Below are 13,553 nucleotides of genomic sequence, written 5' to 3'. Positions count from 1 at the left end.
CCGATACGCGGCGGATACCTCACGGCTCGTACCATCGAGCGCATGCGCGTGTTGATCCTCGAGGACGAGCCCCTGCTGGCCCAGGCGATCCACGACGGCCTGCGGCTGGAGGCGATCGCCTCCGACGTGGCCGGCGACGGCGACGCGGCGCTCGAGCTGCTCGACCTCAACAGCTACGACGTCGCCGTGCTCGACCGCGACGTGCCCGGCCCCTCGGGCGACGAGGTCGCAGAGCGCATCGTCGCCTCGGGCAGCGGCGTCCGCGTGCTGATGCTCACGGCGGCCGACCGGCTCGACGACAAGGCGACCGGCTTCGAGGCCGGCGCCGACGACTACCTCACGAAGCCGTTCGACCTGCGCGAGCTCGTGCTCCGGCTGAGGGCGCTCGACCGGAGGCGCACCCACCACCGCCCGCCGGTCACCGAGCTCGCCGGGCTGCGGATCGACCCGTTCCGTCGCGAGGTGCACCGCGACGGGCGACACGTCGCCCTCACGCGCAAGCAGTTCGCCGTGCTCGAGGTGCTCGTCGGGGCGGGCGGCGGGGTCGTCAGCGCCGAGCAGCTGCTCGAGCGCGCCTGGGACGAGAACGCCGACCCCTTCACGAACGCCGTCCGGATCACGATGTCGGCCCTGCGCAAGCGCCTCGGCGAGCCGTGGGTGATCGCGACGGTGCCGGGCGTCGGATACCGGATCGACGTCGGGTCCGCTCCGGCCGGTGACCGTCCGCAGGCCCCCGACCGTGCCTAGGCCCCCCGCGGTGCCGAGGACCCGCGGCGTCAGCGTCCGCATGCGCCTCGCGCTCAGCTACGCGGGCGTCGTCGTCGTCACGGGCCTGCTCCTCCTGGCGGTGGTCTGGTTGTTCCTGCTGCGCTACGTGCCCCGGCGCCCCGACTACAACGGCAGCTTCGTGCCCGGTCGCGGCGACCTCGTCGACGCGTTCCTGCCCCGCGCCGGTCTCGCCCTCGCGGTCCTGCTCGTGCTCGGCCTGGTCGGCGGCTGGCTGCTCGCGGGCCAGGTGCTGGCCCCGCTCGAGCGGCTGGCCGAGGCCGCCCGCCGTGTCGAGGCCGGGTCCCTCTCGCACCGCGTCGACCTCCCCGGTCGCTCCGACGAGTTCCGCGACCTGGCCGACGCCTTCGACGCGATGCTCGAGACGGTGGAGGCGCAGGTCGAGACCCAGCAGCGGTTCGCGGCCAACGCCTCCCACGAGCTCAGGACGCCGCTCGCCGTGACCCGGGCGCTGCTCGACGTCGCGCGGGAGGACCCGTCCCGTGACGCCGCCCTGCTCGTCGAGCGCCTCAGCGCGGTCAACACGCGGGCCGTCGACCTGACCGAGGCGCTGCTGCTGCTGAGCCGGGCCGACCAGCTCCCCGCCGTGCGCGAGGTCGTCGACCTCTCCCTGCTGGCCGAGGAGGCGGTCGAGACGCTGCTGCCGCTGGCCGAGCCGAGGGGGGTCGCCCTCGACGCCTCGGGCGAGGCCGCGTCCACCTCGGGCTCGCCGGCGCTGCTGCTGCAGGTGGTGACGAACCTCGTGCACAACGGCATCGTCCACAACGTCGACGGTCCGGGCGACGGCGCCGGGCCCGGCGACGGCCGCGCGGGCGAGCCGGCCGTGGTGCACGTGCGGACCCGGGTCGACGGCGACCACGTCGAGCTCGTCGTCGAGAACACCGGTGAGGAGGTGCCAGCCGACCTGGTGCCGACGCTCACGCAGCCGTTCCAGCGCGGCGCCGCCCGCCTGCACGACGGGGACGGCGGCACGGGCCTCGGCCTCGCGATCGTGGACGCGGTCGTGCGGGCGCACGGCGGACGGCTCGACCTCGCGCCCCGGCCCGGCGGCGGTCTCGTCGTCCGGGTGCGCCTCGCGCGCGCCTCCGTCGCCCCGAGTCCTTGACCACGGCGCGATGCATCGGTGTCGTCGGCGTGCGGCGTCGTACGGCGTCGTGCGGCGTGCGGCGTGGCGATCGCCGCCGTCGTCCTCAGCGACCAGCTGCTGTGTGGCGGGCCGAGACGGCCGGCGACTGACGCTCAGAACTCGACGTCGACGCGCAGCCCGCCCGCGCGCCTCGGCACCAGCTCCAGTCGTGCCCCGTGCCGGTCGGCGACGGCCTGCACGATCGCCAGGCCGAGTCCGTGCCCCCCGGCGCCGTGCACGCGGCGGGCGCCGCGGTGGAACGCCTCGGTCAGGCGGGCGACCTCGTCGGGCTCGAGGACGTCGCCGTCGTTGGCCACGCTCAGGAGGCGGTCCCGGAGCACGACCTCGACCCGGCCGCCGGGGCGCCCGTGCCGCAGCGCGTTGTCGACGAGGTTCGTCACGAGGGCGGCGAGCAGCGCGGGGTCTCCCTCGACGACGGCCGGCTCGAGGTCGTCGACCAGCGTGGTGCCGGCCGCGGCGGCCGTCGGCTCGGCCCGGGCGAGCGCGTCGACGACGAGCTCGCGCAGGTCGACGGGGCGGTCGTCGCCCTGTCCGGCGGTCGCGTCCGCGAGGGTGAGCAGCGCCTCCACCGTCCTCAGGCTGCGGGTGTTGGTCTCGCGCAGCCGCGTGCCGAGACGTTCGAGGTCGACGCTCTGCGGCTCGGCGAGGGCGACGTCGAGCATCGCCTGGGTCGTCGCCAGCGGGGTCCGGAGCTCGTGGGAGGCGTTCGCGGCGAAGCGCTGCTGCGCCCGGTACGAGCCGTCGAGGCGCTCGAGCATGTCGTCGAAGGCGCTCGCGAGGCGGTGGAACTCGTCGTGGGGACCGGCCAGGGCCAGGCGTTCGTGGTCGAGCGCCGGTCGCCTGCTCGTCTGGCCGAGCTCGGCCTCGCGTGCCGCGTCGGCGAGGTGGTCGAGGGGCCGCAGGAGGCGCCCGGCGAGCACCCAGCTCAGCCAGGCGCCCAGCGCGAGCACGACGACGAAGACCACGAGCGACGTCGTGAGCAGCACGCGGAGCAGGTCGCCCTCGCCGTTGATGGTCAGGGAGTCGGAGATCAGCGTGGTCGCGTCGGGGGTCGCGGGGACGCCGTCGAAGGCCGGGGCCGACGTCGGGGCCGTGACCTCGCTGGGACGCATGTCGACCGAGGGGCCGACGACGGCGGTGATGGCGTAGCGGGGGAGGTACCGCATGACCACGACGACGCTCGTCACGATCGCGGCGCCGACCACGAAGAGCAGCCCCGTGAAGGTCAGGGTCAGCCTCGCCCGCGCGCTCAGTCGGCGTCGCTGCCAGTAGGTGCCGGTGCCGGGGCGCGTCACCGGGGGAGTCCCGCGCGGCCGACGTCCGAGGGGCCGCCACGAGTGCGGGTCGCCGCGTCGGTGCCCGTGCTCGTGTGCGTGTCCGTGTCCGTGTCCGGCAGCAGCCGGTAGCCGACGCCGGGCACGGTGTGGATCATCCACGGCTCGCCCAGCCGCTGACGGAGGTTCGAGATGGTGACGCGGACCGAGTTCGTGAACGGGTCGGCGTTCTCGTCCCAGGCCTTCTCGAGCAGGTGCTCGGCACTGACGACTCCGCCCTCGGCCGCCAGCAGCACGCCGAGCACCGCGAACTCCTTGCGGGTCAGCCGCACGTGGCGTCCGGAGCGCTCGACCTCGTGCCGGAACGGGTCCCAGCGCAGCGACCCGCAGCGGAGCACCGGAGGCGCCGCCCGGCGCGGGCGTCGCGCCAGCGACCGCAGGCGGGCCACGAGCTCGGGGAACTCGACGGGCTTGGTGAGGTAGTCGTCCGCTCCGAGCTCGAGACCGCCGACGCGGTCGCGCAGAGCGCCGGCGGCGGTGAGCATCAGCACGGCGGGACCGCCGGGCGTCGCGACGATCGCGGCGCAGACGTCGTCGCCGTGCACGCCGGGGAGGTCGCGGTCGAGCACGACGGCGTCGTAGTCGACCACGGCCAGGCGCTCGAGGGCGGACTCCCCGTCGGGCGCGACGTCGACCGACATCGACGCGCGTTCGAGCGTGGTCTGCACGGCCTCGGCCAGCCAGGGCTCGTCCTCGACGACCAGTACGCGCACGGGGTTCCTCTCGGTCGGACGACGGGAGCGGATGCGCTTCCGGAGGAAGTGTCACATGTGATCTGTCACGTCAGCATAAAGCGGGCTGTTTACGACCTCGCAACGCGCTGGACGGTGGGATCGTCGTCGTCCCTCTCCGAGCGGACCGGGAGCGACCGTGTGGTCGCCCCGCACCTCCTCCAGCGAAGGATCCGACCATGACCACCTCCTCCCGCACCTCCCGCGCGCTGTTCGCCCTTGCCGCCGTGCCCCTCCTCGTCGTCGCCCTCGCCGCCTGCACCTCGGGCGACGGCGACGCGACGCCCGACGTGAAGACCGACTCGCAGGTCTCCGCCGACGCGCAGAAGTGGGACGTCGCCCACGCGTCGTGCCTGCGCGAGGAGGGCATCGACGTCCCGGACCCGTCCGACGACGGCATGCAGCAGGGCTTCTCCGGGGACATCGACATGGAGGCGCTGAACGCGGCCTTCGAGACGTGCCAGGGGAAGGTCACCGAGGAGCTCGGCCCGCGGCCCGTGACGGCGCAGGAGAAGAAGGACCAGGAGGAGTACGAGGAGCAGGCCCGCGAGTCCGCGAAGTGCCTGCGGGAGAAGGGCTACGACGTCGCCGACCCGAGCCAGGGCGGCTCCGGCCTCAGCAACGGCACCGCCGGCGACATCTCGGCCGAGGACATCGCGGCCTGCGGCGGAGCGGCGGGCGACGGCTCCACCACGGTGCAGAAGTGACCCCGGTCGAGGACGACGCCGGCACCGCGCCGGGTCGCGGTCGTCGTCGTCGCCGCTGGGTGTGGCTGTCCGTCGCCGCCGTCGCGACCGCGGCCGTGGTCGTCACGGGAGTCGTGCTCGTCGGCTCGCCGGGCGGGGCCGCCGCCGACGCCGACGGCGAGTCCGGCGCCGGTGCGGCCGCCCCGACGGCGACGGCGGAGGTGACGCGGGGCGACCTCACCGGCGTCACTCAGAAGGCCGGCAAGCTCAGCCTCCTCGGCGGACCGACGATCGTCGCCGGACTCGGCGGCACCGTCACGGAGCTGCCGACCCCCGGGACGGAGCTCACGTCCCGCTCGGTGCTGTACCGGGTGGACAACACGCCCGTACTGGCCGTCGAGGGGTCGCTGCCCCAGTGGCGCAGCTTCGAGTCCGGGATGGCCGACGGACCCGACGTCGGGCAGCTCGAGCGCAGCCTCGTCGCCTGGGGCTTCCTGAAGGGCACGGCGAACGACCACTTCGACGCCCGTACGGAGGCCGCCGTGAAGGCGTGGCAGAAGGACCTCGGGCTGCCGCGCACCGGCGCCCTCGAGAAGGGCCGCATCCAGTTCGTCACGGGGACCTTCACCGCGGGCGAGGCCGGGGTCGCCGTCGGCGACGAGGTCGGCGCGAGGGCACCGCTCTACCCGACCTCCCGCGGGGACCGCGTCGTCACCGTCGACCTGCCGGTCGGCTCCCCCCTCGCCCGCCTCGACGGGGTCGTCACGGTCGACCTGCCGACCGGCGGATCCGCCGCCGGCCGGGTCACCGGTGTCGGAGCCCCCCGCGACGCCGACGGCAAGACAGTCGTCGCCGTCTCGGTGTCCTTCGACGACCCTGCGGCGGCCGGGGACCTGACCGCTGCCGCCGTCCAGGTCGGGTTCCGGTCGGAGGTCCGCGAGGGCGTCCTGTCCGTGCCCGTCACGGCGCTCGGCGCCGCCAGCGGCGGCGGGTTCGTCGTCGAGGTCGTCGGCGGGGCCTCGGGCTCACGCCTGGTGCCCGTCGAGGTCGGCCTGTTCGCGGGCGACCGGGTCGAGATCTCGGGCGACGTCTCCGAGGGCGACGAGGTCGTGGTGCCCGCATGAGCACCACGGCAGCTGCCCCGACGTCGCCGGCGGGCGCGCCCGACCCGGTCGTCGAGCTCCGCGACGTCGGACGCACCTACGGCCGGCCGCCGACCGTCGCGCTCGCCGACGTCTCCCTGACCGTGCAGCGCGGCGAGCTGCTCGCGGTCGTCGGCCCGTCCGGGTCGGGCAAGTCGACCCTGCTGAACGTGCTCGGCACCCTCGACCGGCCGACGACGGGGACCGTCCTGATCGACGGTGTCGACGTCGCGGTCCAGAGCGACCGCGCCCTCTCGGGGCTGCGGGCCCACCGCATCGGCTTCGTGTTCCAGCAGTTCCACCTCAGCGAGGGCGTCTCGGCGGTCGACAACGTCGCCGCGGGGCTCCTCTACTCGGGCGTGCCGCAGCGGTCGCGGCGCCAGCGGGCGACGGCAGCACTCGAGCGGGTCGGGCTCGGGCACCGGCTGGGCCACGAGCCGAACCAGCTGTCGGGCGGGGAGCGCCAACGCGTCGCCATCGCCCGGGCCGTGGTGCACCGGCCGCCCCTGCTGCTGGCCGACGAGCCCACCGGCAACCTCGACAGCCGTGCCGGCGCCGGCATCGTCGAGCTGCTCCACGAGCTGCACCGGGAGGGGACCTCGATCATCGTCATCACCCACGACGTCGACCTCGCGGCCCGCCTCCCGCGTCGCGTGACCATCCGGGACGGCCACGTGGTGGACGACAGCTCGTCGCCGGTCCCGCCGGCACCAGCCCCCGTGCCGACGCCCGCCCCGAGCAGAGGAGCCCTCTCGTGACCGACCCGACCGCATCGCGGCTGCTCCCGGCGGACGTCCTCCGCCTGGGAGCGTCCGGACTCCTCACCCGCCCCACCCGGGCCCTGCTCTCCGCCCTCGGGATCGCGATCGGCATCGCCGCGATGATCGCGGTCGTCGGCATCTCCACCTCGAGCCAGGCCCGGCTCGCGGCGCAGCTCGACACGCTCGGGACCAACCTGCTCGAGGCCAGCCAGGGACAGGACCTCTTCGGCGAGGAGACGCCCTTGCCCCTGACCACGCTGGGGTCGGCAGCTCGGGTCGACGGTGTCGAGTCGGTCGGGTCGACCGGTGTCGTCGCCGGGGTCGGCGTCTACCGCAGCGCCGCCGTTCCCGAGGGCGAGACCGGCGGGATCGCGGTGCGGACCGCCTCTTCGGGGCTGCTCGACGTGCTCGGCACGGACCTCGCCGCCGGCACCTGGTTCACGGACGGCACGGCGGCGTACCCCACCGTGGTGCTCGGATCGGCCGCCGCCGAGGCCCTCGGCGTCAGCGGGCCCGGCCAGCACGTGCTCGTCGGGAGGACCGAGCACCTCGTCATCGGGGTGCTCGAGCCCTCTCCGCTCGCGTCGGACGTCGACCGCTCCGCGCTGATCGGCGAGCGGGACGCCGAGGTGCTCACCGGCGCTGCCGTCCCGCCCTCGGCGGTGTACCTCCGGGTCGACGACGAGAGGGTCGACGAGGTGCGCGAGCTGATCGCCCCGACCATCCGCCCCGACGCGCCCTCCGAGGTCAGCGTGGCACGCCCCTCCGACGCCCTCGCCGCCAGGCAGGCGGCCGACCAGGCGTTCACCGGGCTGCTCGTGGGCCTGGGGTCGGTTGCCCTGCTCGTCGGGGGGATCGGCGTCGCGAACACGATGGTGATCTCCGTGCTCGAGCGGCGCCGCGAGATCGGGCTGCGTCGCGCGCTCGGGGCCACCAAGGCCCACGTGCGCGACCAGTTCCTCGCCGAGGCGCTGCTGCTGTCGCTGCTGGGCGGGGTCGGGGGGATCGTGCTCGGCCTGGCGGTCACCGCGGTGTTCGCGGCCTCGCGGGGGTGGCCGCTCGCCGTGCCGCCGGCCGTGCTCGGCGCCGGTCTCGGAGCGACCATGCTGATCGGGGCGATCGCCGGGCTGTGGCCCGCGGTCCGTGCCGCGCGGACGCCTCCGACGGAGGCCCTGCAGTCGTGAGCCCGCGCCGTCGTCCCCCGCCTGTGACCTGCCTGCGCGTCCGGACGGCGACGAGCGTCGCGGAGTCTCCTGGTGGAGGTCCGTCCTGGGCGGGCCGACGACGAGAGGACGACGACATGGGTCTCATGGACAGCGCGAAGGACGCGCTCAGCAGCGACAAGGGCGAGAAGGCCACGGACGCGGGGATCGACAAGGCCGAGCAGGCCGCCTCGCAGAAGACCGGCGGCAAGTACGACGACAAGATCGACAAGGCCGGCGACGCCGCCGACGGCAAGGTCGGCCACTGAGCCGACGCCCCTGACGAACGACCCGGTTCCCGGAACGGCGCTGGGTCGTTCGTCGTCGGGCCCGTTCGTCGTCCACCGTCGAAGGGGACGCCCGGCAGTCGGGGTGCCGGACGTCCGCGCGATGGTCGGCCCTCGGGGGAGGGCCGCCTGCGCCCTCGGTCACGACGGTGTGGGTGCGAAGGGGCAAGTCCGGCGTGCGTGTCCTGCCGGAGCTCTCCGCCCCGGCACGCCGAAGCTAGCCCACGGTCGGCGCGGCCCCTAGGACTTCCGTCACATCCGTCCCGTGGAAGACTCGACGACGTGCGCATCCTCCTCGTCCGACACGGCCAGAGCACCGCCAACGCCGCAGGTGCCGTCTCCAGCGCGGCCCCCGGCCCCGACCTCACCGACCTCGGTCGCGAACAGGCCGCGGCCCTCGCCGGGACGCTGGGCGACGACCGGATCGACGCCGTCTACGCGTCGGTCCTCGTCCGGGCCCAGCAGACCGCCTCCCCCCTCGCCGCCCGCCTCGGGCTCGACGTCGTCGTCCGTGACGGACTGCACGAGATCGAGGCCGGCGACCTCGAGGACCGCACCGACGAGGAGGCGCTCCGCGGCTACGTCCTGCCGCTGGTCGCCTGGGCAGGGGGAGACCTCACGGCCTCGGCCCCGGGCGCCCCGGACGGGCACGCGTTCTTCGAGCGCTTCGACGCCGCGATCGCGGACATCGTCGCGCTGCACGACGACGACGCCACCGTCGTCGTCGTCGGCCACGGCGCTGCCACCCGGGTCTGGCTCGGCGGCCGCGCCCTCAACGTCGACCCCGAGTTCACGACCAGCACCGAGATGGAGAACACGGGCGTCATCGAGGTCACCGGTTCGCCCGAGGCCGGCTGGACGGTCGTGAGCTGGCAGGGGGCGCCGGTCGGCGTCGCCGCCCCGAACGACCCCACGGGCGAGGCGCTCGACGAGACGGTCGACGCGGACTGACGTCCGAGGGCTCGGGCCTCGGGCCTCGGGACTCGGGCCTACGGGCGCCGGATCTGCTCGGCCTACGGGCGCCGGTAGTCGTCGTCGGACACGTGCTCGAGCCACGTCGTGGTGGTCGACGGGTCGTCGGCCGACTCGATCATGGCGAGGTGCTCCATGTAGTCGTCCGGCGTGGCGCCGTGCCAGTGCTCCTCGCCGGGCGGCGTGTAGATCGTCTGGCCGGGCAGCGCCTCGAGCACGGTGCCGTCGCGTGAGCCGAGCAGCGCGACGCCCTCGGTGACGTGCAGGGTCTGCCCCCTCGCGTGCGAGTGCCAGGCCGTGCGGGCCCCGGGCAGGAACCGCACCTTGACGACCGTCATCCGGTCGCCCTCCTGCTGCGGCGACGCGATCGCGTCGAGCCAGACGTCGCCGGTGAACTGCTCGGACGGGTTCTTGACGGTCGGCTTCTTCGGGACGATCTGCACGGGTGCTCCTCGGTCGTGGGGGAGCGGCCGACCGGGCGGCGGCCGCTCGCGCCGCCGCGGGGCTGACCGCGAGGCGCACCTCGACGCTACGACGGCGACCCGGTGCCCGGGGTGCCCTGCTGGTGCCCCTGTGGAGGCGCGGCACGCGCATGGTGCAGGGGAGGGGCCACGCCGGCAGCTGGCAGGACGGCAGGAGGCGCGGCGCCCGACGGGCACCGCGCCTCCTGCCGTCCCAGGGCCGGGGGCCCGTGTCAGTCGGGCAGCGGTGCCGCGTAGACGCGGAAGTCGCCCTTCTCGGCGTGCATCGTCCACAGGGTGTCGGCGAGCACGTCCGGCTCGTGGGCCGGGTCGCCGCCGCCGATGCCGAGCGGGATGATCAGCTGTCCGACGTGGATGCCCTCGGGTGCCAGCGCGCCGTGCAGCAGCTCGGCGTAGGCGCTCTCGCCCGCGAAGGCGACGGCCGTGCCCGTGACGCCGTCACGCGGTCGGACCGCGCTGGCGCCGTTGACGAAGAGCAGCGTGCCCCCGCCGATGCTGCGCATGCCGGGGATCACCTGGTGGGCGGCCGTCGCGGGGCCGTAGATCGAGAACTCGACCGGGCCGACGAGGTCGTCGGCGACCGTCTCGAGCACGGGGCGCATGAACTCCTTGGCGGGGAGGGGGCTGTACTGCAGCACCTCGATCGGGCCGAGGCGGGAGGCGGCCTGCTCGAGCGCGGAGACGAGGGAGGGACGGTCGCGGACGTCCGCGACGAAGCCCGCGGCCGTGTGCCCCTCGGCGACGAGGGTCGCGGCGAGCTCGTCGACCCGGGCCTGGTCGCGGGCGATCAGCGCGATGCTGAGGCCCTCGCGGGCGAAGCGGCGGGCGACGGCCAGGCCGAGGCCCTGGCCGGCGCCGATGATGGCGAGTGTGGTCATGGCCCGACCCTACGGACGCCCGAGGAGGCGTGACGCGCCCTGCCAGGGAACGCTCGGCACACGAAGCACCCCGGAGTGGACCATGCACCCCGACACGACGGGGTGCGCGGACCACTTCGGGGTGCGGCGCGACCAGGGCTCGGCGCGGGTGCACCACGCGGCCGCTCGGGAGCAGCGGCTCCGACGGCTCTGTGGTCTGATGTGCAGCATGAAGCGGACCCCGCGCCCCGACCGGATCGTCGCCTTCAGCGACGGCGTCGTCGCGATCGCCATCACCCTCGTCGTGCTGCCCCTGGTCGACACGGCCCGCGACGCCGACCTGCGGAGCGTCGGTCAGTTCCTCTCCGACAACGCACCCGCGCTCGGGGCCGCGGCCCTGAGCTTCGTCGTCATCGCGAACTTCTGGGAGGCCCACCACACGGTCTTCGAGCGCATCGAGGGCATCACGAGGGGGATGCTCCGGACGAACTTCGTCTGGCTCGCCGCGGTCGTGTTCCTGCCGCTGCCGACGGTGCTGCTCGTCGGGACGCACTCGGGCGACCGTCTCGGGACGGTGCTCTACATCGGGACGATGGTGGTGGCGACGTCGTCGCTGGCGGTGACGACGGAACTCGGACGCCGCGCGGGGGTCGTCCGGGCTCCCGAGGGCGACGAGCCGAGCGAGGCCACGCTCCGTCGACGCCGGTGGCTGCCCGCCGTGCTGATGATCGTCGCGCTGGTGCTCGCGGCGGCCGTGCCGGGGGTCGGCGCGTGGGCGTTGCTCGTGCTGCTGGTGTCGATCCCGGCGGAGCGGGTGTGGCGCGTGCGCGGCGACCGCGCGGGTCGCCGCCCCTGACGCGGGGCGGGCTGGGTCAGCGGGCGAGCTCGCGCAGCAGCGCCGCCTCCTCGTCGGGGGCGAGGCCGGCACGGCGGGGACGGTCGACCCCGCGCGCCAGCTCGTCGTCGCGCACGCGCTGCACCGTCTCGGCGAGGGGGCGCGTCGTGCCGCCGGCGGCACGGAACGCCGCCGTGCTGCGCCGCGCGAAGCCGGACGCCTCGAGCGGCAGCCACAGCGGCAGCGACCGGGGGCCCGCCCACCACCGCACGTCCCGCTCGAGCAGCCAGGCGTCGTCGACCGGCACGAGCTCGGGGTTGGTGCCGGCCGCGACCCGCGCCTCCTCGAGCACCTCGGCCAGGGGCACAGGCTCCGCGGCAGCGGTGACCGGCCCGAGGAGGCGCTCACGGCCCGCCCGCACCACCCACGCCGCGAGGTCGGCCACGTCGATCACCTGCGCCCAGCGCCCCTCGGTCGTGGGCACCAGCACGCGGCCGCCGCGCAGCATCCGCGCGGGCCAGTGGCCGAACCGGTCGCTCGGGTCGCCCGGGCCCACGACGAGCGAGGGCCGGACGACGAGGAGGCGGTCGCCCAGCCGGGCGGCGGAGGTGCGCTCCGCCCAGGCCTTCTGCTGCGCGTAGAGGTCGGGAGCGGCGTCGTCGGGGCGCTCACCGACGGTGACCAGCTCGGCGGGCTCGGCCGCGCCCGGCTCGTCGTCCCGGGCGTGGACGGAGACGGACGAGACGAGGGTCCAGTGCCGGGCGCGCGTCGCGAGGGCGTCGAGCGCTCCCTCGACGAGGTCGGGCGGCGTCGCGAGCTCGACGACCTCGTCCCACTCGTGGTCGACGCGGGCCACCGCGTCGTAGGCGCCGGGGCGGGTGCGGTCGGACCGGACCAGCGCTGCTCCCTCGGGGGCGCCTCCTGCGCTGCCCCGGGCGAGGCAGGTGACGTCGGCTCCGTCGGCCACCGCCTGCCGTGCGATCTCGTGGCCGAGCCACCCCGTCCCACCGAGCACCAGCACCTTGCGCATGCGGGCCAGTCTGCCGTGCCCGTGGCGTGCCGGCGCACGCTCCGGGACTGCGGCACCCCTCGTACCCGCGCAGACCCCTCCGCGCGCCGAGGGGTGTGCGCGGATCCGAAGGGCCACGAGCCGTGGGCATCGCACAGCGGGCGGGGGCAGAGAGAGGGCACGACCACCACGCAGGTGGCCGTGCCCGGGTCGATGTTGTCCGCATCTGAGCTTCACGGGCAGGGGAGCAGAGCAACACCGGCCGGTGAAGACGCATGGTGACGCCTTCGACCCGGTGGACGGTACGCGCTCGCACCAGGGTGCGCCCACGGGCCCGGAGCGCGGGCGGCGGGCACCGTTCCGCGGTCGTGCACGACGCCCCCAGGCGGTCACGGTCTACCGTCGAGGTCATGTCCGTCACCCTCCCTGCCCCTGGCCGCCTCGACGACCGCGCCGTCGTCGTCACCGGAGCGAGCTCCGGGATCGGCCGCGAGGCCGCCCGGGCGCTGTCGGAGCTCGGCGCCACCGTCGCCGTCGTCGGCCGGAACCCGGACCGCACCCGCGCGGTCGCCGACGAGGTCGGCGGCACCGCCTACCTCGCCGACTTCGCCGACCTCGCCTCGGTGCGCTCGCTCGCCGACCGGCTCCTGGCCGACCTGCCCCGCATCCACGTGCTCGCCAACAACGCCGGGGCCACGATCGCGGAGCGTCAGCGCACCTCCGACGGGTTCGAGCTGACGTTCCAGGGCAACCACCTGGCCCCGTTCCTGCTGACCTCGCTGCTGCTGCCGCGCATGGTCGAGACGGCGGCCGACCACGCGCCCGGCACCGTCCGCGTGGTCCAGACCTCGAGCGCCGGCAACCTCTTCGGCCGGGTCGACCTGGCCGACCTCGACGGCGACCACGAGCGCTGGTACGGCGGGTTCCGCGCCTACGGCACCTCGAAGCTGCTCAACATCCTGTTCACCCGCGAGCTCGCCCGTCGCCTCGGCAGCACGGGAGTCGACGCGTTCGCGTTCCACCCCGGCTTCGTCGCCTCGGGCTTCGGCGGGAACGGCCCCGTCGCCACCTTCGCCAAGCGCGCGGCCGTGTCGACCGAGCAGGGCGCCGAGCCCCTGGTGCGGCTCGCGGCGGCGCCGACGGTGCCCGCGCCGAGCGGCAACTACTTCGACCGGCTCCGCGCGCCGGGCCGCGTCGCGGCGCAGGCCGGCGACCGCGACCTGATGCGCGACCTGTGGGAGCGGAGCGCCGACCTGCTCGGCATCCCGTCCGACCCGCTCGCCTGAGCGGGGACGCGGGGGAGGCGCGGGTCCGGTGATCCT

General features: G+C 75.1%; 15 protein-coding genes. 10 read left to right on the top strand and 5 right to left on the bottom strand.

Annotation, left to right across the window (positions count from 1 at the left end):
- The first annotated feature begins 42 nt into the window (after nucleotides 1–42).
- Both ITJ48_RS13825 and ITJ48_RS13820 read left to right on the top strand, forming a co-directional pair.
- Complete coding sequence (locus ITJ48_RS13825) at nucleotides 43–747, top strand: response regulator transcription factor (RefSeq protein ID WP_194614095.1); 705 nt, start codon at nucleotides 43–45, stop codon at nucleotides 745–747.
- Between the two features lie 10 nt (nucleotides 748–757).
- On the top strand, nucleotides 758–1,891 hold the full coding sequence (locus ITJ48_RS13820) for a HAMP domain-containing sensor histidine kinase (protein ID WP_194614094.1): 1,134 nt from the start codon (nucleotides 758–760) through the stop codon (nucleotides 1,889–1,891).
- Between the two features lie 134 nt (nucleotides 1,892–2,025).
- Here ITJ48_RS13820 and ITJ48_RS13815 read toward each other — a convergent pair whose 3' ends face one another.
- Complete coding sequence (locus ITJ48_RS13815) at nucleotides 2,026–3,228, bottom strand: HAMP domain-containing sensor histidine kinase (RefSeq protein WP_194614093.1); 1,203 nt, start codon at nucleotides 3,226–3,228, stop codon at nucleotides 2,026–2,028.
- Entirely contained in the window at nucleotides 3,225–3,980 is a 756-nt protein-coding gene (locus ITJ48_RS13810; protein WP_194614092.1) for a response regulator transcription factor, read from the bottom strand. Before ITJ48_RS13810 ends, ITJ48_RS13815 begins: the two co-directional genes overlap by 4 nt.
- Nucleotides 3,981–4,177: 197 nt before the next feature.
- Between ITJ48_RS13810 and ITJ48_RS13805 the strand changes: the two genes are divergently transcribed.
- From ITJ48_RS13805 to ITJ48_RS13780, 6 genes are all read left to right on the top strand, one after another.
- On the top strand, nucleotides 4,178–4,705 hold the full coding sequence (locus ITJ48_RS13805; RefSeq protein WP_194614091.1) for a hypothetical protein: 528 nt from the start codon (nucleotides 4,178–4,180) through the stop codon (nucleotides 4,703–4,705).
- Entirely contained in the window at nucleotides 4,702–5,808 is a 1,107-nt protein-coding gene (locus ITJ48_RS16770) for a peptidoglycan-binding protein (RefSeq protein ID WP_194614090.1), read from the top strand. Before ITJ48_RS13805 ends, ITJ48_RS16770 begins: the two co-directional genes overlap by 4 nt.
- Nucleotides 5,805–6,584 (top strand): ABC transporter ATP-binding protein, encoded by a 780-nt coding sequence (locus ITJ48_RS13795; protein ID WP_194614089.1) that lies wholly within the window; start codon nucleotides 5,805–5,807, stop codon nucleotides 6,582–6,584. The genes ITJ48_RS16770 and ITJ48_RS13795 overlap by 4 nt, the downstream gene beginning before the upstream one ends.
- The gene (locus ITJ48_RS13790) at nucleotides 6,581–7,771 is read left to right on the top strand and encodes an ABC transporter permease (protein WP_194614088.1); all 1,191 of its coding nucleotides are present in this window, start codon (nucleotides 6,581–6,583) and stop codon (nucleotides 7,769–7,771) included. The genes ITJ48_RS13795 and ITJ48_RS13790 overlap by 4 nt, the downstream gene beginning before the upstream one ends.
- A gap of 116 nt (nucleotides 7,772–7,887) precedes the next feature.
- A complete protein-coding gene (locus tag ITJ48_RS13785; RefSeq protein ID WP_123547536.1) occupies nucleotides 7,888–8,058 on the top strand; it encodes an antitoxin in 171 nt (56 codons plus the stop codon).
- Between the two features lie 300 nt (nucleotides 8,059–8,358).
- A complete protein-coding gene (locus ITJ48_RS13780; protein WP_194614087.1) occupies nucleotides 8,359–9,027 on the top strand; it encodes a histidine phosphatase family protein in 669 nt (222 codons plus the stop codon).
- A gap of 62 nt (nucleotides 9,028–9,089) precedes the next feature.
- Here the strand turns inward: ITJ48_RS13780 and ITJ48_RS13775 are convergent, their stop codons facing one another.
- Nucleotides 9,090–9,491 (bottom strand): cupin domain-containing protein, encoded by a 402-nt coding sequence (locus ITJ48_RS13775; RefSeq protein ID WP_194614086.1) that lies wholly within the window; start codon nucleotides 9,489–9,491, stop codon nucleotides 9,090–9,092.
- Between the two features lie 251 nt (nucleotides 9,492–9,742).
- Nucleotides 9,743–10,408: an SDR family NAD(P)-dependent oxidoreductase gene (locus ITJ48_RS13770; RefSeq protein ID WP_194614085.1), complete on the bottom strand. Its 666-nt coding sequence runs from the start codon at nucleotides 10,406–10,408 to the stop codon at nucleotides 9,743–9,745.
- 208 nt (nucleotides 10,409–10,616) lie between these two features.
- On the opposite strand from ITJ48_RS13770, the gene ITJ48_RS13765 reads away from it, so the two are divergent.
- Entirely contained in the window at nucleotides 10,617–11,243 is a 627-nt protein-coding gene (locus tag ITJ48_RS13765; RefSeq protein WP_228506911.1) for a TMEM175 family protein, read from the top strand.
- Nucleotides 11,244–11,259: 16 nt separating this feature from the next.
- Here ITJ48_RS13765 and ITJ48_RS13760 read toward each other — a convergent pair whose 3' ends face one another.
- Complete coding sequence (locus ITJ48_RS13760) at nucleotides 11,260–12,252, bottom strand: NAD-dependent epimerase/dehydratase family protein (RefSeq protein WP_194614084.1); 993 nt, start codon at nucleotides 12,250–12,252, stop codon at nucleotides 11,260–11,262.
- Nucleotides 12,253–12,641: 389 nt separating this feature from the next.
- Here ITJ48_RS13760 and ITJ48_RS13755 point away from each other — a divergent pair, with 389 nt between their 5' ends.
- The gene (locus tag ITJ48_RS13755) at nucleotides 12,642–13,517 is read left to right on the top strand and encodes an SDR family NAD(P)-dependent oxidoreductase (RefSeq protein WP_194614083.1); all 876 of its coding nucleotides are present in this window, start codon (nucleotides 12,642–12,644) and stop codon (nucleotides 13,515–13,517) included.
- Nucleotides 13,518–13,553: the final 36 nt, after the last annotated feature.

The organism is Frigoribacterium sp. VKM Ac-2530 (assembly GCF_015350835.1).
Taxonomy (GTDB): domain Bacteria; phylum Actinomycetota; class Actinomycetes; order Actinomycetales; family Microbacteriaceae; genus Frigoribacterium.
This window is presented reverse-complemented; position numbering and strand designations above follow the sequence as displayed.

Excerpts from the sequence above, each read along its gene's own strand:
- ITJ48_RS13825 (WP_194614095.1), top strand. The coding sequence starts at position 43 with ATGCGCGTGTTGATCCTCGAGGACGAGCCCCTGCTGGCCCAGGCGATC.
- ITJ48_RS13805 (WP_194614091.1), top strand. The coding sequence starts at position 4,178 with ATGACCACCTCCTCCCGCACCTCCCGCGCGCTGTTCGCCCTTGCCGCC.
- ITJ48_RS13795 (WP_194614089.1), top strand. The coding sequence starts at position 5,805 with ATGAGCACCACGGCAGCTGCCCCGACGTCGCCGGCGGGCGCGCCCGAC.
- ITJ48_RS13785 (WP_123547536.1), top strand. The coding sequence starts at position 7,888 with ATGGGTCTCATGGACAGCGCGAAGGACGCGCTCAGCAGCGACAAGGGC.
- ITJ48_RS13770 (WP_194614085.1), bottom strand. The coding sequence starts at position 10,408 with ATGACCACACTCGCCATCATCGGCGCCGGCCAGGGCCTCGGCCTGGCC.
- ITJ48_RS13765 (WP_228506911.1), top strand. The coding sequence starts at position 10,617 with ATGAAGCGGACCCCGCGCCCCGACCGGATCGTCGCCTTCAGCGACGGC.
- ITJ48_RS13760 (WP_194614084.1), bottom strand. The coding sequence starts at position 12,252 with ATGCGCAAGGTGCTGGTGCTCGGTGGGACGGGGTGGCTCGGCCACGAG.
- ITJ48_RS13755 (WP_194614083.1), top strand. The coding sequence starts at position 12,642 with ATGTCCGTCACCCTCCCTGCCCCTGGCCGCCTCGACGACCGCGCCGTC.